The following is a 26067-nucleotide window of genomic DNA, read 5'->3' on the forward strand; positions in this document are numbered from 1 at the left end:
AGTACGTAACGGGTCGGATCCCTCGCCATGGCGAGGGATCCGACCCTGCATAACGAAAAAGGCCGCCTTTCGGCGGCCTTTTCGCATTCCCGGTTACAGGATGTAACGGCTCAGGTCCGGGTCCTGCACCAGTTCACCCAGGTGCGCATCGACATAGGCACTGTCGATGGCCAAGGTTTCACCATCGCGGTCCGGTGCTTCGTAGCTGAGCGAATCCAGCAGGCGCTCCAGCACGGTATGCAGGCGGCGCGCACCGATGTTCTCCTGGCGCTCGTTCACCTGGAAGGCGATCTCGGCCAGGCGGTCGATGGCATCGGTGGTGAAGCTGACCTTGACGCCTTCGGTGGCCAGCAGCGCTTCGTACTGCTTGGTCAGCGCAGCCTTCGGCTCGGTCAGGATGCGCACGAAATCAGCCTTGCTCAGCGCACCCAGCTCCACGCGGATCGGGAAGCGACCCTGCAGTTCCGGGATCAGGTCGCTGGGCTTGGCCAGGTGGAACGCACCCGATGCGATGAACAGGATGTGGTCGGTCTTGATCGTGCCGTACTTGGTGGACACGTTGGAACCTTCCACCAGCGGCAGCAGATCGCGCTGCACGCCTTCGCGCGAGACATCACCGCCACCCACGTTGTCACCTCGCTTGGCGACCTTGTCGATCTCGTCGATGAACACGATGCCGTGCTGTTCACAGGCCTCGATCGCGGCGGTGCGGATGTCATCCTCGTTGACCAGCTTGCCGGCCTCTTCTTCCTGCAGCAGCGGACGCGCGGCCTTGATGGTCAGCGTGCGCTTGTGGGCCTTGGCGCCACCACCGAGGTTGGCGAACATCGACTTCAGCTGCTGGCCCATTTCCTCCATGCCCGGCGGGGTCATGATGTCCATGCTGACGTTGGCGGTCAGGTCGAGCTCGATCTCGCGATCGTCCAGCTCGCCGTTGCGCAGCATCCTGCGGAACTTGATGCGGGTCTCGTTGTCCTGCGCCGACGGTTCGTTGCGCGCAGCCTCCGGGTCGAAGCCGATGCCACCGCTGCGGCGCGGCAGCAGCGCATCGAGGATGCGGTCTTCGGCGCGCTCTTCGGCCTGCGTGCGCACGCGCACCTTGGCCTGCTCGCGGTACAGCTTGACCGCGGTATCGGCCAGGTCACGGATGATCTGCTCGACATCCTTGCCGACATAGCCGACTTCGGTGAAGCGGGTCGCTTCGACCTTGACGAACGGCGCGTTGGCCAGCGTGGCCAGGCGGCGCGCGATCTCGGTCTTGCCGACGCCGGTCGGGCCGATCATCAGGATGTTCTTGGGCATGACCTCGTTGCGCAGCTCGGGCTGCAGCTGCATGCGGCGCCAGCGGTTGCGCAGGGCGATGGCGACCGCGCGCTTGGCGTCGTGCTGGCCGACGATGTGCCGGTCCAGCTCCTGCACGATCTCGCGCGGGGTCATGGTGGCGGAGGAAACTTCGATCTTGTGCGGCATGGGTGTGCTCACGAATGCGTTGTCGGTAGCGCCGGGCCATGCCCGGCGGATCAGGAATGCGTGTGACGGTTCCCCGTCACAACTCCTCGACCACCACGTTGCGGTTGGTGTAGATGCAGATGTCACCGGCGATGTTGATCGCTTCGCTGGCGATGGTGCGTGCATCCAGTTCGGTGTGCGCCATCAGCGCGCGTGCAGCGGACAGCGCATACGAACCACCGGAACCGATGGCGATGATGCCGTCCTCCGGCTCGATCACGTCGCCGGTGCCGCTGATGATCAGCGAGGTTTCCTTGTCGGCCACCGCCAGCAGGGCTTCGAGCTTGCCGAGGCGGCGCTCGGTGCGCCAATCCTTGGCCAGTTCCACCGCGGCGCGCTGCAGCTGGCCATGCTTTTCCAGCTTGGCTTCGAACAGCTCGAACAGGGTGAAGGCATCGGCGGCGGCACCGGCAAAGCCGGCCAGTACCTGGCCATCGCGGCCAAGGCGGCGGACCTTGCGTGCGTTGCCCTTCATCACCGTGTGGCCGAGGGTGACCTGGCCGTCGCCGGCAATGGCCACGTGCTCGCCGCGACGAACGCAGACGATGGTGGTGGCGTGGAAAACGGTGGGATTCTGACTGGGGTCCATGCGGCCTCCGATAGCTGTTCACGGGACATGGGGACAGCCGCCGAAGCGATCAAGCCCGCACCGATAGCTGCCGTTCAGCGCTTGGCATGCGATGGCCGGTCCGGATTGGGTTCAATGCCCCACGCCACGTACCAGTCTTCACCCTGGGTTTCGATCGGGTGCTGGGTGCGGCCCGAGCCGTTGCCACAGGCCAGTGCGTCGGCAGCGCAGTAACGGTCGCAGCCCCAGCAGATGCGCTCGGGGTGCTTGGGGCGCAGCGGAATGGGCTTTGCCATGGTCGGCATCTCGTCGTGGCCTGCGGCCACGATGCACCGGCGACCACTGCCCCGCCCTGATCCAGATCAAGCGGCGGCCGTTCCGGTAGCGCCGGGCCATGCCCTGCGAGCGCGCAGTGCGGGCGGCGTCGCGTACACGACACATGGATCGCACAGCCGCCGGGCATGGCCCGGCGCTACCCCCCCGAGTCGGGCGGGTCTTTGCGACGTTTCGCGCGCGGATGCGCCGCATCGTAGACCTTGGCCAGATGCTGGAAATCCAGGTGGGTGTAGATCTGCGTGGTGGCGATGTCGGCATGGCCGAGCAGTTCCTGCACACCGCGCAGGTCACCGGAGGATTCCAGGATGTGGCTGGCGAAACTGTGCCGCAGCATGTGCGGGTGCACGTGCTTGAACAGGCCCTGGCGCTGCCCCAGCTGGCGGATGCGGATCTGCACCGCGCGCTGGCTGATCGGCCCGTTGCGGCCGGGGAAAACCGGTGTGGCGCCACCACCGCCACTTTCGCTGCGCCAGGTCAGCAGCGCTTCGCGTGCCGGCTTTCCGAAGGGGACGCGACGTTGCCGGTTGCCCTTGCCCATCACGTTGACCAGGCCGCTGGCGAAATCCAGATCGCGCCAGGTCAGCGCACAGACTTCGCTCAAGCGCAGGCCGGAGGAATAGAACAGTTCCAGCAATGCGCGGTCACGACGACCCAGCTCGCCTTCCGGCTCCAGTTCAACCAGCTGCACGGCTTCATCGGCGTCGAGTACCTGCGGCAGCCGTCGCGGCGCACGCGGCGCCTTCAGTGTCGCTGCCGGGCTGGCCTCGATGCGGCCATGCTTGAGCAGCCAGGCATAGAAGCTGCGGCAGGCCGACAGCCGGCGTTGCAGGCTCTTGGCCGACAGGCCGCGGCGGTGTTCATCGGCAACGAACTGGCGCACCGCGTCGGTATCCAGCGCCTCCACGGCCACCCCGCGGGGTTCGGCCCACACCGACAACGCGTCCAGGTCGCGGCGATAGGCATCGAGCGTATGCGCCGACATCCGCCGCTCCACCTGCAGGTGCTGCAGGAACGCCTGCACCGCGCTCATCGTCGTCGTTTCCCGCTCAATCCGCGAAGCGCTTGAGCCCGGTCACCAGGGCCTCACCCATCATCCGCAGGAACAGCGTGCCCATGCCGGGATAGAAGCGGTTCGGATCATGGCTGCCCACCGCGATCAGGCCAACACCCGGCAGCGGCAGCAGCGCGGTGGTCTGCACCTCCTCGCTGCGCGCGCCGTACAGCACCGCGTTCTTGTCGCCGTGCAGGCGGCCGCAGATCGGCTCACCATCCTTCAGGCAGTCGCGGAACGGGCCCAGCTGCGCATCATCGGCAGCCAGCACCTGTAGCCACTCGGCCTGCTCCAGCCCCGCCACCGGCGCATGCACGACCAGCCGTACCAGATCGCCGGCGAAATCTTCCTGCAGTGACGCCGCCATCGCGCGCAGCGTGTCGGCGGCGTTGTCCTGCTTCATCAGGGCCAGGGTGAGCTGATGCGTGCGCACCGCCAACCGCTCGTTGACCTGCGCGGTCGCGCCCAGGTCGGCCAACCGTCGCGCCAGCTCGCGGTTCTTCTCGCGCAGCACTTCCAGCTGGTAGCTGGCCAGCGATGCGGTCGGGCCGTCATCGCGTGGCACCACCAGGGTCAGCGCCAGGTCCGGGAACTGCTTGAGGAAACCCGGATGGCGCCGCAACCAGGCGGCGACTTCATGGGCACCGAGCTTGTCGACGGTCTCAGTCATGCGATCCACTCCCCTTCGAAGACGAATGCGGTCGGGCCCGCCATCACCACCGGCTGGCCATCGCCCGGCCACTGGATGCGCAGGTCGCCACCAGGCAGGCTGATGCGCGCATCGCGCTGCAGGCGGCCGCGATGCATCAGGGTCACTGCCGCCGCGCAGGCGCCACTGCCGCAGGCCAGGGTTTCACCGACGCCGCGCTCGAACACGCGCAGGCGCACATGTTCCGGGCCCATTACCTGGGCGAAGCCCACGTTCACCGACTTCGGGAACGAGGCATGCTGCTGCAGCAGTCCGCCCACGCGCTCGACCGGTGCGGCATCGACCAGGCCCACTTCAATCACCGCGTGCGGATTGCCCATCGACACCGCCGCGAAGCGCACGGTCTCACCCTGCAGTGGCAGCAGGTACTCCTCGCGCGGGTGGGCGAAGCCGATCAGCGGCACCTGCGCCGGATCGAACAGCGGCACGCCCATCGCCACCGCGTACTGGCCATCGCCGAGGACATCCACGGCGTGGCTGGCCAGCGGGCTGTCGATGACGAAGCGGTCGCCCTGCGCACTGCCCTCGCGCACCAGCCAGGCAGCGATGCAGCGCGCGCCGTTGCCGCACTGCTCGGAATTGGAACCATCGGCGTTCCAGATGCGGTAAGAGGCGACGGAGCCTTCGGCGCGCGGCGGCTCGATGGTCAGGATCTGGTCGCAGCCGACGCCGGTATGGCGGTCGGCCAGGCGCGCGGCCAGTTCCGGGGTGGGCGGCGGCGTGCCGTCGCGCAGGTCGATCACTACGAAATCGTTGCCCGCGCCGTGCATCTTGCTGAAGCGCAGGCCGTTGGTACCGGCCTTACTCATTCCCGTCGTCCACCTTCTTGGCCGGATCAGGAGTGACGGACGGACTGCCGTCGCGCGGGGCCTGGGTGGCAGCAGGCGTGGCGTCGGCATCAGCGGCCGGTTCGACGGTTTCTTCCACCGGCACCGGCTTCTGCGGCAGCACCAGCGGGCCCTTGTTGCCGCATGCGGCGAGGAACAGCAGCGAGGCCGCTGCCAGCGGAATCAGGATGACATTGCGATGGGGGATGTTCATGCCCCGAGTATAGCCATTGGCGGCTGAGCGGTTGGTGCAGGGTGCCGCGTCAGGCATCCGCCGGGCATGGCCCGACGCTACCGCAACCCAGCACCCCTGGTAGCGCCGGGCCATGCCCGGCGGGAGAGATCAATCGGCCGGCGGCAGCGGCCGGGTCCACAGCCAGATCGCCACCACGGTCATGCTGCCGATGGAGAACCACTTCACCCAGGCCACCGGCACGCACCACAGCATGATGCCGGCGCACACCGCCATGGTGATCGTGGCCATCCATTTGCCGTAGCGGCTCACCGCACCATGTGCCTGCCAGTTGGCGATGGCCGGGCCGAAGCGCGGGTGCTGCAGCAGCCAGCCGTGCAGGCGCTCGGAGCCGCGCGAGGCGGCCCAGGCCGAGATCAGGATGAATACGGTGGTAGGCAGCCCCGGCACGAAGATGCCGACGATGCCGGTGCCCAGGCTGGCATAGGCCAGCAGCCACCACGCCCAACGGAACCGCACCGGCCGGGCGGGCGTTGGCAGGTCCTTGGTGGCAGGCGGTTCGGGCGGGCGCATCGCGCAAGGATACCGAGCGCAGGTGGCGGCGGCGATATCACCGCCGCCACGATGCGTCATTCCGTCGCAGCACCGGCCGCGGGCGTTTCGACGCCCAGCTGCTGCAGCACGAATGCATACGACTCGGACAGTTCGCGGTAACGCTGGAAGCGCCCGGACTTGCCGCCGTGGCCGGCTTCCATGTTGGTGCGGAACAGGATCGGGAAGGTGCTGGTGTTGTCATCACGCAGCTTGGCCACCCACTTGGCCGGTTCCCAGTACTGCACCTGCGAATCCCACAGGCCGGTACCCACGAACAGCGACGGATAGGCCTGCTTTTTCACGTTGTCGTAGGGCGAGTAGGACAGCATGTACTCGTAGTACGGCTTCTGCTCGGGGTTGCCCCACTCGTCGTACTCGTTGGTGGTCAGCGGGATGGTCGGGTCGAGCATGGTGGTGACCACGTCCACGAACGGCACCTGCGCCACCAGCACGCGGTAGTCCTGTGGCGCCTGGTTGGCGATGGCGCCCATCAGCAGGCCACCGGCGCTGCCACCGGACGCGGCGACACGGTCCTTCGCCGCCCAGCCCTGTGCCACCAGGCCACGGGTGACGTCGATGAAGTCGTTGAAGGTGTTCTGCTTGTGCAGCAGCTTGCCGTTCTCGTACCAGTCGCGACCCATTTCCTGGCCACCGCGGATGTGGGCGATGGCGTACACCACACCACGGTCGAGCAGGCTCACCGCCGTCTGGTTGAAGTAGGGGTCCATCGACATGCCGTAGCTGCCGTAGGCGTACTGGAACAGCGCGCCGGTGCCATCCTTCCTGTAGCCCTTGCGATAGACCAGCGACACCGGCACCTTCACCCCGTCGCGCGCGGTGATCCACACCCGATCAGTCTCGTACTTCGAGGCGTCATAGCCGATCACCGGCTGCTGCTTGAGCTGGCGACGCTCGCCGGTGGCGGTGTTCAGTTCGTACACCGTGGTCGGCGTGGTCATCGAGGTGTACACGTAGCGCAGCCACGTGGTGTCAGCCTCGGTGTTGTCGCCCAGGCCCATCGAATAGGCCGGTTCGTCGGCCTTTACGTAGTCGTTGCGACCGTCCTTGAACAGCAGGCGGATGCGCTCCAGGCCTTCGGAACGTTCGGCGATGGCGGTGTAGGTATCGAACAGTTCGAAGCCTTCGATGAACACCGCATCGTCATGGGCGATCCAATCCTTCCACTGCGCACGCGAGGTGGCATCGGTCGGTGCGGTCACCAGCTTGAAGTTCTTCGCGCCATCGTTGGTGCGGATCACCCAGCGGCCGTCGTAGTGGTCGGCGTCGTACTCCACGTCGCGTTGGCGCGGGGCGAGCACGGTGAACGTGGTCGGGTCGCTGGCCGGCGCGTAGCGCTCTTCGGAGGACACGGTGCTGTGCACGCCGATGGTGATGAAGCGATCGTCGCGGGTGCGGCCGATGCCCATGTAGAAGCTGTCGTCCTTCTCTTCGTAGACGACGGTGTCGGCGCTGGCCGGGGTGCCCAGCACGTGCTTCTTCACCCGCACGGTCAGCAGGGTTTCCGGATCGTTCTCGACGTACAGCACAGTGCGGTTGTCGTCGGCCCAGACCAGGTCGCCGGAGGTGCCGGTGATCGTATCCGGCAGCACCGCGCCGGTGCGCAGGTCCTTGAAGCGGATGACGTACTGGCGGCGACCCACGTCATCGTCGGCCCAGGCCAGCAGCTGGTTGTCCTGGCTGACCTCCATCGAGCCGACGCTGAAATAGCCCTTGCCGGCGGCCATCGTGTTGACGTTGAGCAGGACCTCTTCCGGCGCGTCCATGCTGGCCTTGCGGCGCGCATGGATGGGATAGTCCTGGCCGGTCTCGTAGCGGCTGTAGTACCAGTAGCCGCGCTCGCGCGCCGGAACGCTGGCATCGTCCTGCTTGATGCGGCCGACGATCTCGCCGTACAGCGCATCCTCCAGCGGCTTCAGCGGTGCCAGCAGCTGGTCGGCGTAGGCGTTCTCGGCCTGCAGGTAGGCCAGCATGGCCTTGTCCTCGCGCTTGTCGTCGCGCAGCCAGTAATAGTCATCGTTGCGGGTCGCGCCGAACGGCGCCTTGACCACGTGCGGACGCTTCTCAACATCCGGCGGAACGGGCGGGGTGGCGGCGGTAGCGGTGCTGGTCATCAGGCTCGCAAGCAACAGGCAGAGAGTGGATTTCATGAAATAAGGCTCCTTGATCGGCAATGCAATGGCGTCCTTGCGCCTGAGTCTGGGTGGCAGGGGGGCTGCGGGCAACCCTGCGGATCGTCATGGGTGCGCGGGGGTAGTGCCGGCCGCTGGCCGGCAACGGCAGCAGACTGTTCATCCCGAGGTTGCCGGCCAGCGGCCGACACTACCGGGACACCCGGCGTACCATGTGGGGCATGAGTACCCTGCCCCACACGCCGGGCTACAGCCGGCGCAGCCACGAAATCGCTCCCTTCCATGTGATGTCCCTGCTGGCCCGCGCACAGGCGCTGGAACAGGCCGGTCACGATGTGATCCATCTGGAGATCGGCGAACCGGACTTCACCACCGCCGAGCCGGTCGTGCGTGCCGGCCAGGCGGCGTTGGCCGCCGGGCACACCCGCTACACCGCCGCACGCGGCCTGCCCGCCCTGCGCCAGGCGATCAGCGGTTTCTATCGCAGTCATTACGGCCTGGATATCGACCCCGAACGCATCCTGGTCACGCCGGGCGGCTCCGGCGCGCTGCTGCTGGCCAGCAGCCTGCTGGTCGACCCCGGCCGCCACTGGCTGCTGGCCGATCCCGGTTATCCGTGCAACCGCCACTTCCTGCGGCTGGTGGAAGGCGGCGCGCAGCTCGTTCCGGTCGGCCCCGAAACGGCCTACCAGTTGACCCCTTCGCTGGTGCAGCAGCACTGGAACGCCGACAGCGTCGGCGCGTTGGTGGCGTCGCCGGCCAATCCCACCGGCACCGTGCTGTCAGCCGATGAACTGGCGGCCCTCTCGGCTTCGCTGCATGCGCGCGGCGGCCACCTGGTGGTCGACGAGATCTATCACGGCCTGACCTACGGCCTGGATGCAGCGAGCGTGCTGCAGGTGGATGACAGTGCCTTCGTGCTGAACAGTTTCTCCAAGTACTTCGGCATGACCGGCTGGCGACTGGGCTGGCTGGTGGCGCCACCGGCGGCGGTACCCGACCTGGAGAAGCTGGCGCAGAACCTGTACATCAGCGCTTCGAGCATCGCCCAGCACGCGGCCCTTGCCTGTTTCAGCGACGAGGCGATGGCGATCTTCGAGCAGCGCCGCCAGGCCTTCCAGCAGCGCCGCGACTTCCTGCTGCCAGCCCTGCGCGAACTGGGCTTCCGCATCGAAGTGGAGCCGCAGGGGGCGTTCTACCTGTACGCCGACGTCAGCGCGTTCACCGATGACGCGCAGGCGTTCTGCGCACACTTCCTGGAGACCGAGCATGTGGCGTTCACCCCGGGCCTGGATTTCGGCTTCCATCGATCGAACCAGCACGTACGCCTGGCCTATACCCAGGAAGTGCCGCGGCTGCAGGAAGCGGTGGAGCGTATCGCGCGCGGATTGAAACGATTCCGGTAGCGCCGGGCCGTGCCCGGCGCTATCGTTCAACGAATACCCAACGAAAAACGCCGCCCGAGGGCGGCGTTTTTCATTTCATCATTTACCGCCCAACCGCTCCCACAGGAAGCTGTAGGCCAGTGCGGACATGTGCGCGGCCTGCGCGTTGTTGGCTGCACCGCCATGACCGCCTTCGATGTTCTCGTAGTAGGTCACGTCCTTGCCGGCATCGATCATCTTCGCGGCCATCTTGCGGGCGTGGCCCGGATGCACGCGGTCATCGCGGGTGGAGGTGGTGAACAGCACCGGCGGGTAGCTCTTCTTCGCGTCGAACAGGTGGTAAGGCGAGAAGGTCTTGATGAACTCCCAGTCGCTGGTGTCCGGGTTGCCGTACTCGGCCATCCACGAGGCGCCGGCCAGCAGGTGGCTGTAACGCTTCATGTCCAGCAGCGGAACCTGCACCACCACCGCACCGAACAGCTCGGGGTACTGGGTCAGCATGTTGCCGGTGAGCAGGCCACCGTTGCTGCCGCCCTGCACGCCCAGGTGCTTGGCAGAAGTGATCCTGCGGGTGACCAGGTCCTGGGCAACCGCGGCCATGTCTTCATAGGCCTTGTGACGGTTCTGCTTCAGCGCCGCCTGGTGCCAGCGCGGGCCGTACTCGCCACCACCACGGATGTTGGCGACCACGTACACGCCGCCCTTCTCCAGCCAGGCGCGGCCCATGCCGCCCGAGTACGACGGGGTCAGCGAAATCTCGAAACCACCGTAGCCGTACAGCAGGGTCGGGTTGGAACCGTCGAGCTTCATCGCCTTGTCGTGCACCACGAAGTACGGCACGCGGGTACCGTCCTTGCTGGTGGCGAAATGCTGCTCGATCACCTTGCCGTCGGCATCGAAGAACGCCGGCATGGTCTTGAGCACTTCCGGCGCCTTGCCGATGTCGGCGATCGCCAGGGTGGTCGGGGTCAGGTAGTCGGTGGCGGTCAGCCATACCGCATCGCTGTCATTGCTGTCGACCGCACTGACGCCCAGGGTGCCGAAAGCCGGCGCGCCGACGAAATCGCTCTTCTGCCAGCCCTTGGCGGTCGGAGTCAGCACCGACAGGCGGTTCTTGACGTCGTCCAGCACGTTCAGCACCAGGTGGTTCTTGGTCCACGAGGCACTGGCCAGCGAGGTGGTCGCGGTCGGGGTGAACAGCACCTCGAAGTCATGCTTGCCGGCCAGGAAATCATCCAGCTTGGTCACCAGCAGTGCGCCGGAGGCGTAGGTCTTGCCACCCACGGTCCACGGATCGCGCAGTTCCAGGGTCAGCCACTGCTTGTGCAGGCCCTTCTCGGCCGAGTTCGGCGCATCGATCCTGGTCAGCTTGCCATCGTCGCCGCGCAGGTAGATCTCGTTGTTGTAGAAGGCCAGCGTACGGCTGACCAGGTTGCGCTCGAAGCCCGGGGTGTCATCGTGCATCGCCGCGATGTACATGTCTTCCGGCTTGCCTTCATAGACCAGGCTGGCGGCGGACATCGGCGTGCCACGCTTCCACAGCTTGGCCACGCGCGGGTAACCGGAGGTGGTCATCGAGCCGCTGCCGAAATCGGTGTAGACGAACACGGTGTCGCGGTCGATCCAGCTCAGGCCGCCCTTCGATTCGGGACGGAAGAAGCCGTCCTTGATCCAGCTCTTGCTGGCCAGGTCGAACTCGCGGGTGACATCGGCGTCGGCACCACCGCGCGACAGCGCGATCAGGCAGCGGCTGTAATCCGGACGCAGGCAGTCGGCGCCGTGCCAGACCCAGTTTTCGTTCTCGGCCTTGTTCAGCGCATCCAGGTCGAGCACGGTTTCCCAGGTCGGCGAGGCCTTGCGGTACTCGGCCAGGGTGGTGCGACGCCACAGGCCGCGCTCGTGCTGCTTGTCCTTCCAGAAGTTGTAGTAGTAATCGCCGATCTTCTGCACGCCGGGAATCTTGGCGTCCGAGTCGAGCACCTCGCGGATGCTGCTCTCCATCTGCTTGAAGGCCGGGGTCTGCGCCAGGCGCGCCTCGGACTTGGCGTTCTGTTCCTTGACCCAGGACAACGGCTTGTCGCCGGTGACGTCCTCCAGCCAGGCGTAACGGTCGGTGTCTTCAGCGGCCACGGCGGTACCCACCGAGGCAGCGGTCATCATGCCGGCCAGCAGGCAGGCGGAAGCGAATCGTGACATTGCAGCTCCAGGCAGTCATTAGCCGTGGAACGCTAGCATGGATCACCGGGGCCGCCCCCGTGTCGAAGGTCAGGCCGTGGCGGTGTGCGCCTTGCGCGTACGTGTGGGGGAGCGCCGCCGGGCCTGCCCATGGTCGCGTCGCAGCGAGCGGAGCGCGGCCAGCGTAGGCAACGGGCAGCGCAGCAGTGCCCACCAGGCCGCCAACGGCATGCCGACCAGCCACAGCGGCAACCAGCCCAGCCAGGCACTGCTGCCGCGCGCGGCCGGCCACACCAGCACCACGGCCAGGCCAGCAAGGGCGAGCTGCGGCACCACCCGCAACAGGCGCGGATCGGCGCGTTCGCTGACGCGTTCAGTTGGCGGGCGGTGGCGGGGACGTGTGCGCATGCGGATTCTCCGGTGGTCGATGCCGGTCAGCTTGGCTGCGGGGCTTCTCACCGGCTGCGACACCATTGACGGATGGCGTGCACACAGTGACCATGCGCGGGCAAGCCCACTGGAGCCCGCTCCCGCATGACCTCGATCCGCCCGCTCTGCGCTGTGTTGCTGGCCCTGTCCCTGGGCGGTCCGGCAGTGGCTGCCAATTCCCCACCGTCGTCCCGCAACAGCGCCGCGGAAGCCTCTGCAGATGGGGTGATCGACCTGCAGCGCTTCATGGGGACCTGGTACGTGATCGGCCGCGTGCCGAACTTCATCGAGCGCGGCCACGTCGCCAGCGTCAACCAGTACGAGCTGCGCGAGGACCACAAGGTCGCCATCACCTATCGCTACCGCGATGGTTTCGGTGAACCGCTGCAGGAAATCCGTGCGCGCGCCAGCGTCGATCCCGACAGTGGCAACCACGGCTGGCGCACCTGGTTCTACCGGGTCGTGCCGACCCATTCGCGGGTACTGGAAGTAGCGCCGGACTATTCCTGGGCGCTGATCGGCTACCCGGGCCGCGAGATGGCCTGGATCTTCGCCCGCACGCCTGACATGGACAAGGCCCTGTACAAGGACCTGGCCGAACGCCTGCGCGACGAGTACGGGGTCAACACCGACAAGCTCAAGCGCGTGCCGCAGCACGCCGAGCAGGTGGGCAAGCTGGGCTACGAAGTACCAAACGTGCGTTGACTGCACACGGTGGTAGTGCCGGCCGCTGGCCGGCAACTGCACGGTGCTTCCCGCGTTCATGAGGTTGCCGGCCAGCGGCCGGCACTACCAGACATGAGGTTGCCGGCCAGCGGCCGGCACTACCCTGAACGATGCCGGGCGCCGCCCGGCATTCTGTTATCTGCGGCTGTAATGCGCGACCAGGCGGTCGCCCAGCATCTGCAGCAGCTGCACCAGCACCAGCAACAGGACCACCGTGACCAGCGCCACGTCGGTGTGCGAGCGCTGGTAGCCGTCGCGGAAGGCCAGGTCGCCCAGGCCACCGGAACCGATCGCACCGCCCATCGCGGTGAAGCCGATCAGGGCCACGGTGGTCACCGTGGCACCGGCAATCAGGCCCGGCCGTGCTTCGGGCAGCAGCACGCGGGTGACCAGCTGCCAGGTGGTGGCACCCATTGCCTGGGTCGCCTCGATCACCCCGCGGTCCACTTCACGCAGCGCGGTTTCCACCAACCGCGCATAGAACGGCGCAGCGCCGATGACCAGCGGCACGATCGCGCCACGTACGCCCAGCGAGGTGCCCATCATGAACAGGGTCACCGGGATCAGCACGATCATAAGGATGATGAAGGGCACCGAGCGCAGCAGGTTCACCACCAGCGCCAGCACGCCGTAGGCAACCGGCCGGCGTTTCAGCTGTGGCGCACCGAACAGGTACAGCAGCACGCCCAGCGGCAGGCCGATGGCCAGGGTCAGCGGCAGCGAACCGGCCAGCATCAGCAGGGTGTCGATGGTGGCCTGGCCGATGTCGGCCCACTTGCCTGCATCCAGGTGACGGAAGAAGCCGCCGGCGGTGGCGATGATCATCGACGCAGTTCCTCAACATGCACGCCGGCAGCCACGAATGCGGCCTGCGCGGCGGACTGGTCACCGCCCACCAGGGCGACGATCAGCTGGCCATACGGGGTGTCCTTGATCCGGTCGATACGCCCGGACAGGATGTTGTAGTCGACCCCGGTCTGCCGCGCGACGCTGCCGAGCAGGGGTTCGTAGGTGTCGGCGCCAAGGAAGGTCAGGCGCACGACACGGCCACCGACCGCGTCGAAATCGCGGTGCAGGGTGCCCTCGTCCACCTGCTCCGATTCGCTGACGAAACGGCGGGTGGTCGGGTGCTGCGGGTGCAGGAACACCTTCGTTACCGGGCCGGTCTCGACCAGCTGGCCGGCATCAAGCACGGCCACACGGTCGCAGACGCGACGGATCACGTCCATCTCGTGGGTGATCAGCACGATGGTCAGGCCCAGTTCGCGGTTGATCTTCGACAGCAGCGCCAGCACCGACGCGGTGGTCTGCGGATCGAGCGCGCTGGTGGCCTCGTCGCACAGCAGGATCTGCGGGCGGGTGGCCAGTGCGCGGGCGATGCCCACACGTTGCTTCTGGCCGCCCGACAACTGCGCCGGGTACTTGTCCGCATGCGCCTGCAGGCCCACGGTCTGCAGCAGCTCGGCGACGCGCGCATCGATCTCGGCCTTCGGCGTACCGGCCAGCTCCAGCGGGAAGGCGACATTGCCGGCCACCGTGCGCGAGGACAGCAGGTTGAAGTGCTGGAAGATCATGCCGATCCGGCGGCGCAGCGCGCGCAGGCCTTCCGGATCCAGCGCGGTGACATCTTCGCCGGCGATCAGCAGGCGGCCACCACTGGGCTCCTCCAGGCGGTTGATCATGCGGATCAGCGTCGATTTGCCCGCACCGGAATGACCGATGATGCCGAACACCTCGCCGGCCTCGATGGTCAGGTCCAGCGGCTGCAGCGCGCTGACCGCGCGGCCGGCAACGGCATAGGATTTGTGCAGGCGCTGGAACTCGATCACGGGATCAGCTCACCGGAAGGGCGATGGAAGGGGGCGTGCAGCCTACCAGCGCCGGCGCTCGCGCGCCCGCGCTATGGGCCAGAATGTTATTCCTTTTGGTTCTAAGCGGCCCGCATCGGTACATCGGCGGCGGTCAGAGCCCCTTCCCCAGCCAGATCGGTTCAGGGATGGTCCAACGGTTTCGGCGGCTCCTGCCGGTTCACCCGTTCGCGGTGCAGCAGGTACAGGCCCGAGGCGACGATGATTGCCGCGCCTGCCCAGGTGTAGCCATCGGGCAGCTGCCCCCAGAAGGCCAGGTCCCAGCCGATCACCCAGACCAGGCCGCTGTATTCGAGCGGTGCGATCATCGAGGCCTCACCCAGCTGGAAGGCCTTGGTCAGCGCGATCTGGCCCAGCGCCCCGGCCAGGCCCATGCCGGCAATCAACGGCGCATGTGCCAGCTGCAGCGGTACCCAGCCGGGAATAGCCAGCAGCCCGGCGCCGATGGCCATGATGACCAGGAACCAGACCACCATCGACTGCGAGGTGTCGGTGCGGGTCAGCAGGCTGACGGTGATCGCGGCGATGGCATAGGCGGTGGCGGCGGCCAGCACCATCAGGCCCGGCACCGAGATGAAACCGCCCACGCCCGGCCGCAGCACCACCAGCACGCCGACCAGGCCGATGCCGATGGCGACCCAGCGCCGCGGCCCGACCCGCTCGCCCAGCAGCGGCACCGACAGTGCGGCAATCAGCAGCGGCGCGACGAAATAAATGGTGTAGGCGGTGGACAGCGGCAGGTCGCGCAGGGCGAACACGAAGCAGCCGATCATCGCCATGCCCAGCCCGCCGCGCAGCAGGTGCAGCCCCCAGCGGCGCGGGATCAGAGAGCGCGGCCCGGCACTGGCCAGCACCCAGACCAGCACGAAGGGCAGCGACGCCGCGCCACGCAGGAAGGTGACCTGCAGCGAGGGATAGCCGGCCGAGAGCTGCTTCATGCCGGCGTCCATCAGCGAGAAACAGGCGACAGCAGCGACCATCCAGGCCACGGCGCGCGAAGGGGAGCGTTGCACGTTCATGGCCCATTATCGCCGACCGCGGGCGTTGCCGCCGCGACCGGCGCGATAGAATGGCCGCCACTGATTTCTGCGGAGTAACGCCCATGCCTTCCTTCGACGTTGTGTCCGAAGTCGACACCCACGAACTGACCAATGCGCTCGACCAGGCCAACCGCGAGCTTGCCACCCGTTTCGACTTCAAGGGCGTGGACGCCAAGTTCGAGCGCGACGGCGAAGTGATCACCCAGTCCGCACCGAGCGAGTTCCAGCTCAAGCAGATGAACGACATCCTGCGCGCTCGCCTGGCCGCCCGCAGCATCGACGTGCTCAGCCTGGAATATGGCGACGTGGAAACCAACCTTGCGCAGGCCCGGCAGAAGATCACCGTCAAGCAGGGCATCGAGCAGAAGATCGCCAAGAAGATCGCTGCGGCGCTGAAGGAAGCCAAGCTGAAGGTGGAAACCCAGATCAACGGCGACAAGCTGCGGGTGATGGGCAAGAAGCGCGACGACCTGCAGGACGCCATCGCCGTGCTGAAGGCCGGCAAGTTCGAACTGCCGCTGCAGTTCAACAACTTCCGCGATTGATCAACACCGCGATGTAGCGCCGGCCTACGTGGCCGGCCTCACTCGCGCAGCAGTTTGTACAGCGTTGTCCGCGAGATGCCGAGCTGGCGTGCGGCGAGGCTGAGGTTGCCTTCGGCGGTATGGGCGGCTCGCCGTGCCGCATCGCGCTGCTGGTCACGCAATGGTGCCGCCTGCACGGGCGCTGCGGCCGTAGCCGGTGAACGCGTCCGTGCGGCGCGCGGTGCCTGCAGATGCTGCAGATGGACCGCACTGCCCTCGCCCAGTCGCACCCGATGCGCAGGGCCGGGCTGCAGCAGTCGACGTCGCTGTGCTGCGCTGGCGCCGGCAAACAGCGTGTCCAGCGAAAGCAGCGGCAGCGGCCCACGCCGCGGCAGGCCGAGCAAGCGCCGGGCGACGCGATTGGCGCAAAGCAACTGGCCGTCTTCCTGCACCGCCAACAGGCCCTGCAGCGGTGATGCCAACCAGCGCGGATCATGCTGCACCGCCAGCAGATGCACATCGCTGAGCGTGTGCATCAATCGGTTCTCGATGGCCAGCGCTGCCTGCCGGAAATAGCCCTGCAGCAACGCCGGATCGCGTTCCCCCAGCCCAGTGATGTCGATCGCACCGCAGACCTGCCCCTGCAGGTCATGCAGCGGCTCACTCAGGCAGAACACGGGGGCGAACCGCTGCAGATAGTGTTCATTGCCGCGTACCAGCGCGGGCAGGTCGTCGGCCAGGCTGACCGCAGGCGCGGTGGTGCCGATCTCGGCCTCGCCCAGCCGCCGGCCCACCTGGATCGGCCGCAGCAGCGCTGCATCTTCCAGGCCATGGGCGCGATGCACGATCACCATGCCCTCGCGGTTGGCGCAGAACATCGTCCACCCGCGCGCACCGAACGCGGCCCACAACTGCTCCAGTTCCGGCTGCACGCAACGCGCCAGGCGGCGGTCATCGCGGGACTCCAAGCGGTGTCCATTGCCCTGCAACGGCGGGTAATACGGCTCCTGCCCGGGGCGCACACCGGCCGCATGCGAGCGCTGCCAGGACTGCTGCAACGGCAGGGGCAGCATCGCCAGCGACTGCACGTCGCCCTCGGCGAAGGCGGCCCGAGCCGCCACCAGCTGCTGTTGCCCGACTGTCGTGGCCATCATGCATGCAGCGTACACCCACACACGCCATGCCCGCGTTACATGCCAACAACGGAGCGTTTCCATTTTCGCCCGGCATTCATCCACGCATGGCGTGGATCCACGTGTCGACCAAGGTCGACACCCACCAACAGCCGCGTGGTCGCCACCCACCAAGAGCAGCCCATGCCGTTACGACAGATCGCGGGAGCCCACGATCACCCCAGCACAGCGCCAAGCCGGGAAATGCGCTTCCATTCTCGTCCGGCATTCATCCACGCATCGCGTGGATCCACGTGTCGACCAAGGTCGACACCCACCAACAGCAGCGTGGTCAACACCCACCAACAGCCGCGTGGTCGACACCCACCAACAGCAGCGGGAACCTGTCGAAGGCGGGGTGGGTCCGGTTGCGGGGGCGTGAGCCGCATGGGCCCGAGGCATGCCTCGGGCGGGTTGGGCAGGACGCCCAACCCGGGCCTTGCCGTGTGCGCAGGACAGCGCACACGAGCAAGCGGCGACCGAGCTTACATGGACGTACTTGCAGCGGCCCCCGCAACCGGACCCACCCCGCCATCCCACGGTATGCCCGCTGTTGCTGTTGCTGTTGCCATTGCCGTCGATTCGGCGGGTGCAGGGCGCAGCCCTGCAAACCCACCCCATCCTCACCTCACGCCGCGATCCGCAGAATCGGCTTCAACGTAATCCCCCGCGTGCTGTCCTCGGCCGCCTGGTTGATCTGCTCCAGCGGGTAGAACTTCACCAGCCTGTCGAACGGGAAGCGCCCCTGCTGGTACAGCGTCACCAGCTGCGGAATGAACACCTGCGGCACGCTGTCGCCCTCGACAATGCCACGGATGCTGCGGCCACCCAGCAGCAGGTTGTTCACATCGAAACTGGCAGTGGTGCCCAGCTTCGGCGCACCGACCACGCCCATCATGCCAAGCCCGCCGAGCGCTTCGATGCCGGCCGACAGCACTTCCGGGCGCCCGGTCGATTCCAGCGCGAAATCGGCGCCACCACCGGTGATCGCGCGCACCGCCTCGATCACATCGGTCTCGCGGCTGTTGACCACATGGGTGGCGCCCAGCTCCATGGCCAGCTGCAACCGCGAGGGCACCACGTCGATGGCGATGATGGTGGTGGCACCGGCGACCTTGGCCGCCATCACCGCACTCAGGCCGACCGCACCGGCGCCATAGCTGGCGAAGCTGCTGCCCGATCGCACCTGCAGCGAGTTGAGCACCGCACCGGCACCGGTCTGGATGCCGCAGCCCAGCGGACCGAGCAGCTCCAGCGGCGCATCGTCAGGCACCTTGATCGCATTGATCTCGCGCGCCAGCGCAAACGTGGCGAACGACGACTGTGCAAAGAAGTGATCGTGCAGCGGTTGGCCCTGTGCATCGGTGATGGCCGTATGGCCGTGGCCATCATCACCACCGAAATTCAGCGCGAAGAAATCGCGGCAGTACGCACCGTGGCCACCACGACAGGGATTGCAGTGGCCGCATTGGCCGTAGGTCAGCACGACATGGTCGCCGGCCTTCAGCTCGCGCACGTTGGGGCCGACCGCCTCGACGATGCCCGCACCCTCATGGCCCAGCACCGCCGGCAGCGGCACCGGATAGTACTGGTCACGCACGATCAGATCGGTATGGCACAGGCCGGTCGCTACGATCTTCACCAGCACTTCGTCGTCCTGCGGGCCGCGCAGGCGCGCCTGCTCGATGACAAAGGGCTGTTCCTTGCCGCGCACCACCGCGGCGGTGATGTCACGCGATCCACTGTTGCTGCTCATCGTTGCGTTCTCCTCGATCAGATGGGATAGGCCGGGGCTTCGCCCTTGACCGTCATCCATTGCCACTGGGTGAATTCCTCCACGTTGGACGGGCCGCCGATGCTGGTGCCGTTGCCGGACGCCCCTACCCCACCGAAGGGATTGATGACCTCGTCGTTCACGGTCTGGTCGTTGATGTGCAGCAGACCGGTGCGCAGGCGCTCGCCCAGCTTCAGCGCGCGGCCGACATTGCGGGAGACGATCGCCATCGACAGGCCGTACTCGCTGTCATTGGCCAGGCGCACGGCTTCGTCGTCGTCATCGAACGGCACCACCACCGCTACTGGCGCGAAAATCTCTTCGTTGAACGCCGGATTGTCGACACTGACGTTGCCGAGCACGGTGGGTGCGAAGAACAGGTCCTGGTGGGTGCCGCCGGTTTCAAGCGTGGCACCGGCCTTCACCGCGTCGTCGACCACACGCGCCGCATGGTCGCGTTGCGCGGCATTGATCAGTGGGCCCAGCGCAACATCCTCGCGTGCCGGGTCACCCACCTTCAGCGACTTCGCCTTGGCCACCAGCTTCTGCAGGAAGGCCTGGTGGATGCTGCGCTGTACCAGCACACGGCCGGTGGCCATGCAGATCTGGCCCTGGTGCAGGTACACGCCCCAAGCGGTGTTGGCCACGGCCAGGTCGAGATCGGCATCGTCAAGGATGATCAGCGCGTTCTTGCCGCCCAGCTCCAGCGACACCTTTTTCAGGTGCTTGCCGGCGGCTTCGCCAACCTTGCGTCCGGCCGCCGTCGAGCCGGTGAACTGGATCATCGCCACATGCGGGTCGCTGGTCAGCGCGGCACCGGCGGCGCCGTCGCCGGGCAACATCTGCAGCACACCCTGCGGAAGACCAGCCTGCTCGAACAGGCGTGCGATCACCGCACCACCACACACCGCCGTGCGCGGGTCCGGCTTGAGCACCACGGCATTGCCGAGCGCGATCGCCGGTGCCACCGCGCGCATCGCCAGGTACAGCGGGAAATTGAACGGAGAGATCACCCCGACCACACCCAGCGGACGGCGCCGCGCCAGGTTCAGCCGCCCAGGCTCGGACGGCAGGATCTCACCCACGCTGCGCGAAGGGAGCGCGGCGGCCTCATGCAGCGCCTTGATGGTCACCTTGGCCTCGAAACCAGCCTTCAGGCGGGTGGAGCCACTTTCGCGGACCAGCCAGTCGATCAGCGTATCGATGTTTTCTTCGGCCAGGCGTGCAGCCTTGCGCAGCACCTCGGCGCGCTGTTCGTACGGCGCTGCCGCCCATGCCTGTTGTGCCTGCGCCGCCGCGGCCGCCGAACGTGCGACCTGCGCCGCATCGGCCAGGCCGATTTCGCCAAGCGAGTGCCCGGTGGCGGGCTCGATCACCGGCTGGCGCTGTGCAGCGGCGCTCCATTGACCGTCGAAGAAGGCGCCTGACCAGAGTGCGTCCGGCAGCCATGGGGAAGATGCAGTCATGAAAAGTCCTCCTGTGTCGTGCCGCCATTGCACGCCTGGCCCGCAGCGTCGGCAATCGGCCATTGGCGTGATATCGGCAAGGAATTGAATCGATGGGAATTTCCAGCATCGCCGTTGTCCAGTTCCTGCACAGTGAACGGCGCCCCTGCAGCGGCCCGCCTACAATGGCCACCCCCGCCAGCCGATGCGCCCGCCATGACCGACACCCCCCTGCCCACCGATGACCCGATCGCCGCCACCCGCCTGTGGCTGGAGCGCATCGTCATCGGCCTGAACCTGTGCCCGTTCGCCAAGGCGGTGTACGTGAAGGACCAGGTCCGCATCGTGCTGAGCGACGCGACCACACCCGAAGCCCTGGTGGAAGAACTGGCCGAGGAACTGGTGCTGCTGCGCGACACGCCGGCCGAGCAGATCGATACCACCCTGATCGTGCATCCGCAGGTACTGACCGACTTCCTCGACTACAACGACTTCCTCGACAACGCCGATGCGGCGATCGAGGCGCTGGACCTGCAGGGCATCCTGCAGGTGGCCAGCTTCCATCCGGACTACCAGTTCGATGGCGTCGCCGCCGATGACGCCAGCAACTACACCAACCGCGCGCCCTACCCCACCCTGCACCTGCTGCGCGAAGACAGCGTGGCACGCGCGGTGGATGTCTACCCGGACCCGGACGTGATCGTCGAGCGCAACATCCAGACCCTGGACCGGATCGGTGTCGAGGGCTGGCACCGTCGCCTGCGCGGCGACGACCTGTCATGAGCACGGTGCCGCCGATTGCCACCTGGCCGGCTGCGCCGCTGCACGGCAGGGTGGTGCTGGTCACCGGCGGTGCCAACGGCATCGGCCGCGGCATCGCCCAGGCGGTGCTCGGGGCCGGCGGCCGTGTGCTGATCGGCGATCTGGATGTGGAGGCGGGCCATGCCTGCCTGGCCGAATGGCAGCGCGGCGATGATGCCGCGTTCCAGCGGCTGGACATCACCGACGAAAGCAGCGTGCGCGACTTCATCGCAGTGGCCCTGCAACGCTTCGGGCGCATCGACGGCCTGGTCAACAATGCCGGCATCGCCGGGCCGCACGGCACCCTGCTGCAGGACATGGAGTGGGAAGAATGGCAGCGCCGACTGTCATCGCTGCATGGCGCGTTCCTGTGCAGCAAGCACGCATTGCCGGCGTTGTCGGCCGACGCAGGCGCGATCATCAACATCGCATCGACGCGCGCCTGGCAGTCCGAGGCGCACAGCGAAGCCTACGCTGCGGCCAAGGGTGGGCTGGTGGCCTTCACCCATGCACTGGCCATCAGTGCGGGACCGGCGGTGCGGGTGAACAGCATCAGCCCCGGCTGGATCAGCACCGATGCCTGGCAGGCGCCGTCACGCCGGCACGTGCCGCAGTACTCGGCCACCGACCACGCCCAGCATCCGGTTGGCCGCGTCGGCGAACCCGAGGACATCGGCGCACTGGCGGTGTACCTGCTGTCCTCGTTGTCCGGCTTCAGCACCGGCCAGGATTTCATCGTCGACGGCGGCATGACCCGGAAGATGATCTACGCCGATTGAAAGCGGGACGCCCCGGTAGCGCCGGGCCATGCCCGGCGGCTTTCCTACGCCGCGCTACGTGCTCGCCGGGCATGGCCCGGCGCTACCGGAGCGCTGCCCTTTTTTGCGTTTACGCCATGCCGGAGCATTCCGGTAGATCCACGCCATGCGTGGATGGCGGCAACCTGCTTACGCCATGCCCGAATGGCGCAGCAGTGCGTCGATCTGCGGCGCACGGCCGCGGAAGGCCTTGAAGTTCTCGGCGGCCGGGCGGCTGCCGCCGCGCGACAGCACCTCGTCGCGGAAACGCGCGCCGGTTGCGGCCAGCGCCTGCGGCGCTTCCTCGAACGCGGCGTAGGCATCGGCGCTCAGTACTTCGGCCCACTTGTAGCTGTAGTAACCGGCGGCATAGCCACCGGCGAAGATATGGCTGAACTGGTGCGGGAAGCGATTCCAGCTCGGCGGATGGTTCACCGCCACTTCCGCACGCACCCGCTCAAGCAGTGCGAGCACGCTGTCCTGCGCCGCCTCGAACTGGCTGTGCAGCAGCATGTCGAACAGACCGAATTCCAACTGGCGCACGGTGGCCATGCCGCTGTGGAAGTTGCGTGCGGCCAGCATGCGCTCGTACAGCGCGCGCGGCAGCGGCTCGCCGGTTTCCACATGCGCGGTCATGCCCTGCAGGTGGTCCCATTCCCAGCAGAAGTTCTCCATGAACTGGCTGGGCAGCTCCACCGCATCCCACTCCACGCCGTTGATGCCGGCCACGCCCAGTTCGCCGATGCGGGTCAGCAGCTGATGCAGGCCATGGCCCATTTCATGGAACAGCGTGGTCACTTCATTGTGGCTGAAGGTTGCCGGCTTGCCATCGGCACCACGGCCGAAGTTGCACACCAGGTACACCAGCGGCGTCTGTACGCTGCCATCGGCGCGCTCGCGGCGGTTGCGGCAGTCATCCATCCACGCGCCGCCACGCTTGCCCTCGCGGGCGTACAGGTCCAGGTAGAACTGGCCCACCAGGGCGCCCTGCGCATCCACCAGGCGGAAGAAGCGCACGTCCTCATGCCAGACCGGCGCGCTGTCTTCCTGCACGCGCAGGCCGTACAACTGCTCGATCACCGAGAACAGGCCGCCGAGTACCTTCGGTTCGGTGAAATACTGCTTCACTTCCTGCTCGGAGTAGCTGTAACGCGCCTGCTTCAGGCGGTCGGCGGCGAACGCCAGATCCCAGGCCTGCAGGCTATCGATACCGAGATGCTCGCGGGCGAACTGCTCCAGCTCGGCGCGGTCCTTGGCGGCGAACGGCTTGGCGCGCGCGGCCAGGTCACGCAGGAAGCCCAGCACTTCGGCGGGGTCGCTGGCCATCTTGGTGGCCACCGAATAGTCGGCGTAGGAATCAAAGCCCAGCAGCGCGGCCAGCTCGGCACGCAGTGCAAGGATGCGATCGATGTTGCCGCCGTTGTCCAGCGCATCGTCGCCGAACTCGGAGGCGCGTTGCGCGCTGGCGCGGTACAGGATCTCGCGCAGGTCGCGGTCCTCGCCCCAGGTCTGCACCGGCAGGTAGCACGGCATCTGCAGGGTCAGCTTCCAGCCTGCCTTGCCGTCTTTTTCCGCAGCGGCGCGTGCAGCAGCCTTCACGTCGTCCGGCACGCCGGCCAGGCGCGCCGGGTCTTCGACGATCAGCGACCACGCATCGGTGGCGTCGAGCACGTTCTGCGAGAACTTCGCCGACAGCGCCGACAGTTCCTCCTTGATGGCGGAAAAACGCTGCTGCGCGTCCGCATCCAGTTCAGCACCGCCGAGGCGGAAATCACGCAGGGTGTTGTCCAGCACCTTGCGGCGCGCCTCATCAAAACCGGCCGCTTCGGTGCTGGCCGCCAGCGCCTGGTACTGGCGGTACAGCGCCAGGTTCTGGCCCAGCGCACTGGCAAAGCGGGTCACCCGCGGCAGGTTGCTGTTGTAGGCCTCACGCAGTTCCGGCGTGTTGACCACGCCCTGCAGGTGGCCCACCAGGCCCCAGGCGCGCCACAGGCGTTCGGTGGCGTCGTCCAGCGGGGTGACGAAGGTCTGCCAGGTTACCGGCTGCACCTGCTCGGCAGCGCTGACCGCCGCTTCGGCCTGCGCCAGCAGCACGTCCAGCGCCGGCGCCACATGCTCGGGGCGGATCGCCTCGAAGCGCGGCAGGCCGGAAAAATCGAGCAGGGGGTTGGCAACGGTCACGGCAGGTCTCCAGAGTACGGGCCCGGCAGCGCGGGCAGCCAGATCGATATGGCGCTGGCCGGGCCGGCAGACAAGGGGCGGCGGGCCATTGTTCACGTCGGCCTTACGGCCGCCGGCTGAAGCTTGCTGCGCGGGGGAGACCGCAGCGGAACGTGTCGAGGAGGCCCCACATGGAAGGTCTGGCTCCAGCTCCATCCGCAGTACGTTCACCAACGCTGGCGCTGTCGGCCAGCCCGACTGAACTGGCCTGGATCGCCGCGCTGTGCGATGCGGGCGATGATGCGCCGCGCCACCTGCAGCAGTTGCAGGCACTGCAGCGCCAGGGCGGCAGGTTCAGCGACGAGCAGGAATGGTATCCCTTCGAAGTGATCGAGCGCGGTGCCAGCCAGGTGCGGCTGGGCCACGAGCGCGAATTCGTCATCTGCGTGCTGCTGTGGCTGCAGGCCCTGGCCCAGGGCCGGGCCAGCAGCCTGGACCCACGCCTGCACCTGGACGACCGCGCCGTGGAGATCGAGGCCCTGCCCGACGCGCTGCGCGATGCGGTACTGGATGCCTTCATGGCCGCCGGGTATTGAGCGCGATCCAATGCGCCGCTGCGCTCGCCGGGCATGGCCCGGCGCTGCCGACCTGTCCTGGTAGCGCCGGGCCATGCCCGGCGGATGCCTGACGGGCTTACAGCGCTTCCAGACTGCACCACGGCAATCCAGGCAGGCCCTGCCCGGCCACCGCCGCCGCTACCTGCGCGTCGGCAGCGTCCACATCGATTCCCTGCCGCACATACCAGGCCGGGTCGTAATAGCTGTGCGCGTAGCGATCGCCGCTGTCGCACAGGATGCTGACGATACTGCCCTGGCGGCCGGCCTCGCGCATCCACTGCGCGGCCTGCAGCACGCCAATGAAGTTGGTGCCGGTGGAGCCACCGACGCGGCGCCCCAGCTGGCGGCTGACATGACGCATCGCAGCCAGGCTCAAGGCGTCGGGCACCTTCACCATGGCATCGACACTGGTCGGGATGAAGCTGGACTCCACCCGCGGCCGGCCGATGCCTTCCACCCGCGAGCCGCCGTTGCAGGTCATGCCGCGCCACTCGTTGCCGCCGGCCAGGGCAGCCTGGTATCCATCGTAGAACACCGAGACTTCCGGGTCCGCACACAGGATGCGGGTGTCATGCCGGCGATAGCTGACGTAGCGCCCGAGCGTTGCTGCGGTACCGCCGGTGCCGGGGCTGCACACGATCCAGTCCGGAATCGGGCTGGGCTCCTCGGCCATCTGCTTGAAGATCGATTCGGCGATGTTGTTGTTGGCACGCCAGTCGGTGGCGCGCTCGGCATAGGTGAACTGGTCCATGAAGTGGCCGCCGGTTTCGCGGGCCAGCTTTTCCGAATCGCAGTTGAGGTCGCAGGCGCGCTCGACCAGATGGCAGCGGCCACCGTGGAACTCGATCGCGGCAATCTTCTCCGGCGACGTCGTGGCCGGCATCACTGCGATGAACGGCAGGCCGAGCAGGCGCGCGAAGTAGGCCTCGGAAACGGCGGTGGAGCCGCTGGAGGCCTCGATCACCGGCCGTCCTTCACGCAGCCAGCCGTTGGCCAGCGCATACAGGAACAGCGAACGCGCCAGCCGGTGCTTGAGGCTGCCGGTGGGATGGCTCGATTCATCCTTCAGGTACACCTCGATGCCCTCGAACCCGGGCAGCGCCAGCGGGATCAGATGGGTATCGGCGGAACGGTTGAAATCGGCTTCGATCTTGCGGATGGCGGCGGCCACCCATTCACGCTGCGACATGGCGGGCAATGGTCATCAGGACGGAACG

Annotated in this window: 25 protein-coding genes; 6 read left to right on the top strand and 19 right to left on the bottom strand. The window is 67.1% G+C overall.

The annotated features are described in order from the left end of the window. Positions 1-93 precede the first annotated feature (93 nt). The 9 genes from hslU to J2X70_RS16005 all read right to left on the bottom strand — a co-directional run bounded on the left by hslU (position 94) and on the right by J2X70_RS16005 (position 7955). Positions 94-1470, bottom strand: coding sequence for an ATP-dependent protease ATPase subunit HslU (gene hslU / locus J2X70_RS15965; RefSeq protein WP_263929598.1), 1377 nt, complete (start codon positions 1468-1470; stop codon positions 94-96). 76 nt (positions 1471-1546) lie between these two features. Then, complete coding sequence (gene hslV, locus J2X70_RS15970) at positions 1547-2098, bottom strand: ATP-dependent protease subunit HslV (RefSeq protein WP_025877284.1); 552 nt, start codon at positions 2096-2098, stop codon at positions 1547-1549. Positions 2099-2172: 74 nt separating this feature from the next. Next, entirely contained in the window at positions 2173-2373 is a 201-nt protein-coding gene (locus J2X70_RS15975) for a DUF3079 domain-containing protein (RefSeq protein WP_025877286.1), read from the bottom strand. 176 nt (positions 2374-2549) lie between these two features. Continuing rightward, positions 2550-3443, bottom strand: coding sequence for a tyrosine recombinase XerC (gene xerC / locus J2X70_RS15980; RefSeq protein ID WP_309911179.1), 894 nt, complete (start codon positions 3441-3443; stop codon positions 2550-2552). A gap of 16 nt (positions 3444-3459) precedes the next feature. Beyond that, complete coding sequence (locus J2X70_RS15985; protein WP_105164670.1) at positions 3460-4134, bottom strand: DUF484 family protein; 675 nt, start codon at positions 4132-4134, stop codon at positions 3460-3462. Next, a complete protein-coding gene (gene dapF, locus J2X70_RS15990) occupies positions 4131-4982 on the bottom strand; it encodes a diaminopimelate epimerase (RefSeq protein ID WP_033832253.1) in 852 nt (283 codons plus the stop codon). The genes J2X70_RS15985 and dapF overlap by 4 nt, the downstream gene beginning before the upstream one ends. Then, entirely contained in the window at positions 4975-5214 is a 240-nt protein-coding gene (locus tag J2X70_RS15995; protein WP_025877294.1) for a lipoprotein, read from the bottom strand. Before J2X70_RS15995 ends, dapF begins: the two co-directional genes overlap by 8 nt. Positions 5215-5343: 129 nt before the next feature. Then, on the bottom strand, positions 5344-5766 hold the full coding sequence (locus J2X70_RS16000) for a YbaN family protein (protein WP_032976551.1): 423 nt from the start codon (positions 5764-5766) through the stop codon (positions 5344-5346). A gap of 56 nt (positions 5767-5822) precedes the next feature. After that, positions 5823-7955, bottom strand: a complete 2133-nt coding sequence (locus J2X70_RS16005; RefSeq protein WP_309911182.1) for a S9 family peptidase — start codon at positions 7953-7955, stop codon at positions 5823-5825. A 203-nt stretch (positions 7956-8158) separates the two neighbouring features. Here J2X70_RS16005 and J2X70_RS16010 point away from each other — a divergent pair, with 203 nt between their 5' ends. Further along, on the top strand, positions 8159-9343 hold the full coding sequence (locus J2X70_RS16010; protein WP_025877299.1) for a pyridoxal phosphate-dependent aminotransferase: 1185 nt from the start codon (positions 8159-8161) through the stop codon (positions 9341-9343). Between the two features lie 78 nt (positions 9344-9421). Here J2X70_RS16010 and J2X70_RS16015 read toward each other — a convergent pair whose 3' ends face one another. Both J2X70_RS16015 and J2X70_RS16020 read right to left on the bottom strand, forming a co-directional pair. Continuing rightward, entirely contained in the window at positions 9422-11518 is a 2097-nt protein-coding gene (locus J2X70_RS16015; protein ID WP_309911185.1) for a prolyl oligopeptidase family serine peptidase, read from the bottom strand. A gap of 69 nt (positions 11519-11587) precedes the next feature. Further along, positions 11588-11905, bottom strand: a complete 318-nt coding sequence (locus tag J2X70_RS16020) for a hypothetical protein (RefSeq protein WP_032976554.1) — start codon at positions 11903-11905, stop codon at positions 11588-11590. Between the two features lie 126 nt (positions 11906-12031). On the opposite strand from J2X70_RS16020, the gene J2X70_RS16025 reads away from it, so the two are divergent. Further along, positions 12032-12631 (top strand): lipocalin family protein, encoded by a 600-nt coding sequence (locus J2X70_RS16025; RefSeq protein WP_025877305.1) that lies wholly within the window; start codon positions 12032-12034, stop codon positions 12629-12631. Between the two features lie 156 nt (positions 12632-12787). Here the strand turns inward: J2X70_RS16025 and J2X70_RS16030 are convergent, their stop codons facing one another. The 3 genes from J2X70_RS16030 to J2X70_RS16040 form a co-directional block, all read right to left on the bottom strand. Then, positions 12788-13477: a methionine ABC transporter permease gene (locus J2X70_RS16030; protein ID WP_025877307.1), complete on the bottom strand. Its 690-nt coding sequence runs from the start codon at positions 13475-13477 to the stop codon at positions 12788-12790. Beyond that, the gene (locus J2X70_RS16035; RefSeq protein WP_025877309.1) at positions 13474-14481 is read right to left on the bottom strand and encodes a methionine ABC transporter ATP-binding protein; all 1008 of its coding nucleotides are present in this window, start codon (positions 14479-14481) and stop codon (positions 13474-13476) included. The genes J2X70_RS16030 and J2X70_RS16035 overlap by 4 nt, the downstream gene beginning before the upstream one ends. 161 nt (positions 14482-14642) lie before the next feature. Next, positions 14643-15539 (bottom strand): DMT family transporter, encoded by an 897-nt coding sequence (locus J2X70_RS16040; RefSeq protein ID WP_049465804.1) that lies wholly within the window; start codon positions 15537-15539, stop codon positions 14643-14645. Between the two features lie 83 nt (positions 15540-15622). On the opposite strand from J2X70_RS16040, the gene J2X70_RS16045 reads away from it, so the two are divergent. Continuing rightward, positions 15623-16105, top strand: coding sequence for a YajQ family cyclic di-GMP-binding protein (locus tag J2X70_RS16045; RefSeq protein ID WP_025877313.1), 483 nt, complete (start codon positions 15623-15625; stop codon positions 16103-16105). Positions 16106-16143: 38 nt separating this feature from the next. On the opposite strand, the gene J2X70_RS16050 is transcribed toward J2X70_RS16045, so the two are convergent. The 3 genes from J2X70_RS16050 to J2X70_RS16060 all read right to left on the bottom strand — a co-directional run bounded on the left by J2X70_RS16050 (position 16144) and on the right by J2X70_RS16060 (position 20496). After that, on the bottom strand, positions 16144-17235 hold the full coding sequence (locus tag J2X70_RS16050) for a helix-turn-helix domain-containing protein (protein WP_223483514.1): 1092 nt from the start codon (positions 17233-17235) through the stop codon (positions 16144-16146). Positions 17236-17884: 649 nt separating this feature from the next. Continuing rightward, positions 17885-19012 (bottom strand): NAD(P)-dependent alcohol dehydrogenase, encoded by a 1128-nt coding sequence (locus J2X70_RS16055; protein ID WP_025877316.1) that lies wholly within the window; start codon positions 19010-19012, stop codon positions 17885-17887. Positions 19013-19029: 17 nt separating this feature from the next. Then, positions 19030-20496, bottom strand: coding sequence for a benzaldehyde dehydrogenase (locus J2X70_RS16060; protein ID WP_025877317.1), 1467 nt, complete (start codon positions 20494-20496; stop codon positions 19030-19032). A gap of 195 nt (positions 20497-20691) precedes the next feature. Here J2X70_RS16060 and J2X70_RS16065 point away from each other — a divergent pair, with 195 nt between their 5' ends. Next, a complete protein-coding gene (locus tag J2X70_RS16065) occupies positions 20692-21258 on the top strand; it encodes a DUF1415 domain-containing protein (RefSeq protein WP_025877318.1) in 567 nt (188 codons plus the stop codon). Then, positions 21255-22055, top strand: coding sequence for an SDR family oxidoreductase (locus tag J2X70_RS16070; protein ID WP_309911191.1), 801 nt, complete (start codon positions 21255-21257; stop codon positions 22053-22055). Before J2X70_RS16065 ends, J2X70_RS16070 begins: the two co-directional genes overlap by 4 nt. Before the next feature lie 168 nt (positions 22056-22223). Here the strand turns inward: J2X70_RS16070 and J2X70_RS16075 are convergent, their stop codons facing one another. Continuing rightward, positions 22224-24254 carry a M3 family metallopeptidase gene (locus J2X70_RS16075; protein WP_059065185.1) on the bottom strand — a complete coding sequence of 677 codons (2031 nt, stop codon included), beginning with the start codon at positions 24252-24254 and terminating at the stop codon, positions 22224-22226. A 170-nt stretch (positions 24255-24424) separates the two neighbouring features. Between J2X70_RS16075 and J2X70_RS16080 the strand changes: the two genes are divergently transcribed. Beyond that, on the top strand, positions 24425-24829 hold the full coding sequence (locus J2X70_RS16080; RefSeq protein WP_032976560.1) for a hypothetical protein: 405 nt from the start codon (positions 24425-24427) through the stop codon (positions 24827-24829). Positions 24830-24926: 97 nt separating this feature from the next. Here J2X70_RS16080 and J2X70_RS16085 read toward each other — a convergent pair whose 3' ends face one another. Beyond that, positions 24927-26039: a PLP-dependent cysteine synthase family protein gene (locus J2X70_RS16085; RefSeq protein ID WP_025877326.1), complete on the bottom strand. Its 1113-nt coding sequence runs from the start codon at positions 26037-26039 to the stop codon at positions 24927-24929. Between the last annotated feature and the right edge of the window lie 28 nt (positions 26040-26067).

This window comes from Stenotrophomonas sp. 1337, from assembly GCF_031455455.1.
Classification (GTDB): domain Bacteria; phylum Pseudomonadota; class Gammaproteobacteria; order Xanthomonadales; family Xanthomonadaceae; genus Stenotrophomonas; species Stenotrophomonas indicatrix.

What these genes read in the sequence shown, in the direction of transcription:
- hslU (WP_263929598.1), bottom strand. Translation starts at nt 1,470, where the DNA reads ATGCCGCACAAGATCGAAGTTTCCTCCGCCACCATGACCCCGCGCGAG.
- hslV (WP_025877284.1), bottom strand. Translation starts at nt 2,098, where the DNA reads ATGGACCCCAGTCAGAATCCCACCGTTTTCCACGCCACCACCATCGTC.
- J2X70_RS15975 (WP_025877286.1), bottom strand. Translation starts at nt 2,373, where the DNA reads ATGGCAAAGCCCATTCCGCTGCGCCCCAAGCACCCCGAGCGCATCTGC.
- xerC (WP_309911179.1), bottom strand. Translation starts at nt 3,443, where the DNA reads ATGAGCGCGGTGCAGGCGTTCCTGCAGCACCTGCAGGTGGAGCGGCGG.
- J2X70_RS15985 (WP_105164670.1), bottom strand. Translation starts at nt 4,134, where the DNA reads ATGACTGAGACCGTCGACAAGCTCGGTGCCCATGAAGTCGCCGCCTGG.
- dapF (WP_033832253.1), bottom strand. Translation starts at nt 4,982, where the DNA reads ATGAGTAAGGCCGGTACCAACGGCCTGCGCTTCAGCAAGATGCACGGC.
- J2X70_RS15995 (WP_025877294.1), bottom strand. Translation starts at nt 5,214, where the DNA reads ATGAACATCCCCCATCGCAATGTCATCCTGATTCCGCTGGCAGCGGCC.
- J2X70_RS16000 (WP_032976551.1), bottom strand. Translation starts at nt 5,766, where the DNA reads ATGCGCCCGCCCGAACCGCCTGCCACCAAGGACCTGCCAACGCCCGCC.
- J2X70_RS16005 (WP_309911182.1), bottom strand. Translation starts at nt 7,955, where the DNA reads ATGAAATCCACTCTCTGCCTGTTGCTTGCGAGCCTGATGACCAGCACC.
- J2X70_RS16010 (WP_025877299.1), top strand. Translation starts at nt 8,159, where the DNA reads ATGAGTACCCTGCCCCACACGCCGGGCTACAGCCGGCGCAGCCACGAA.
- J2X70_RS16015 (WP_309911185.1), bottom strand. Translation starts at nt 11,518, where the DNA reads ATGTCACGATTCGCTTCCGCCTGCCTGCTGGCCGGCATGATGACCGCT.
- J2X70_RS16020 (WP_032976554.1), bottom strand. Translation starts at nt 11,905, where the DNA reads ATGCGCACACGTCCCCGCCACCGCCCGCCAACTGAACGCGTCAGCGAA.
- J2X70_RS16025 (WP_025877305.1), top strand. Translation starts at nt 12,032, where the DNA reads ATGACCTCGATCCGCCCGCTCTGCGCTGTGTTGCTGGCCCTGTCCCTG.
- J2X70_RS16030 (WP_025877307.1), bottom strand. Translation starts at nt 13,477, where the DNA reads ATGATCATCGCCACCGCCGGCGGCTTCTTCCGTCACCTGGATGCAGGC.
- J2X70_RS16040 (WP_049465804.1), bottom strand. Translation starts at nt 15,539, where the DNA reads ATGAACGTGCAACGCTCCCCTTCGCGCGCCGTGGCCTGGATGGTCGCT.
- J2X70_RS16045 (WP_025877313.1), top strand. Translation starts at nt 15,623, where the DNA reads ATGCCTTCCTTCGACGTTGTGTCCGAAGTCGACACCCACGAACTGACC.
- J2X70_RS16050 (WP_223483514.1), bottom strand. Translation starts at nt 17,235, where the DNA reads ATGGCCACGACAGTCGGGCAACAGCAGCTGGTGGCGGCTCGGGCCGCC.
- J2X70_RS16055 (WP_025877316.1), bottom strand. Translation starts at nt 19,012, where the DNA reads ATGAGCAGCAACAGTGGATCGCGTGACATCACCGCCGCGGTGGTGCGC.
- J2X70_RS16060 (WP_025877317.1), bottom strand. Translation starts at nt 20,496, where the DNA reads ATGACTGCATCTTCCCCATGGCTGCCGGACGCACTCTGGTCAGGCGCC.
- J2X70_RS16065 (WP_025877318.1), top strand. Translation starts at nt 20,692, where the DNA reads ATGACCGACACCCCCCTGCCCACCGATGACCCGATCGCCGCCACCCGC.
- J2X70_RS16070 (WP_309911191.1), top strand. Translation starts at nt 21,255, where the DNA reads ATGAGCACGGTGCCGCCGATTGCCACCTGGCCGGCTGCGCCGCTGCAC.
- J2X70_RS16080 (WP_032976560.1), top strand. Translation starts at nt 24,425, where the DNA reads ATGGAAGGTCTGGCTCCAGCTCCATCCGCAGTACGTTCACCAACGCTG.
- J2X70_RS16085 (WP_025877326.1), bottom strand. Translation starts at nt 26,039, where the DNA reads ATGTCGCAGCGTGAATGGGTGGCCGCCGCCATCCGCAAGATCGAAGCC.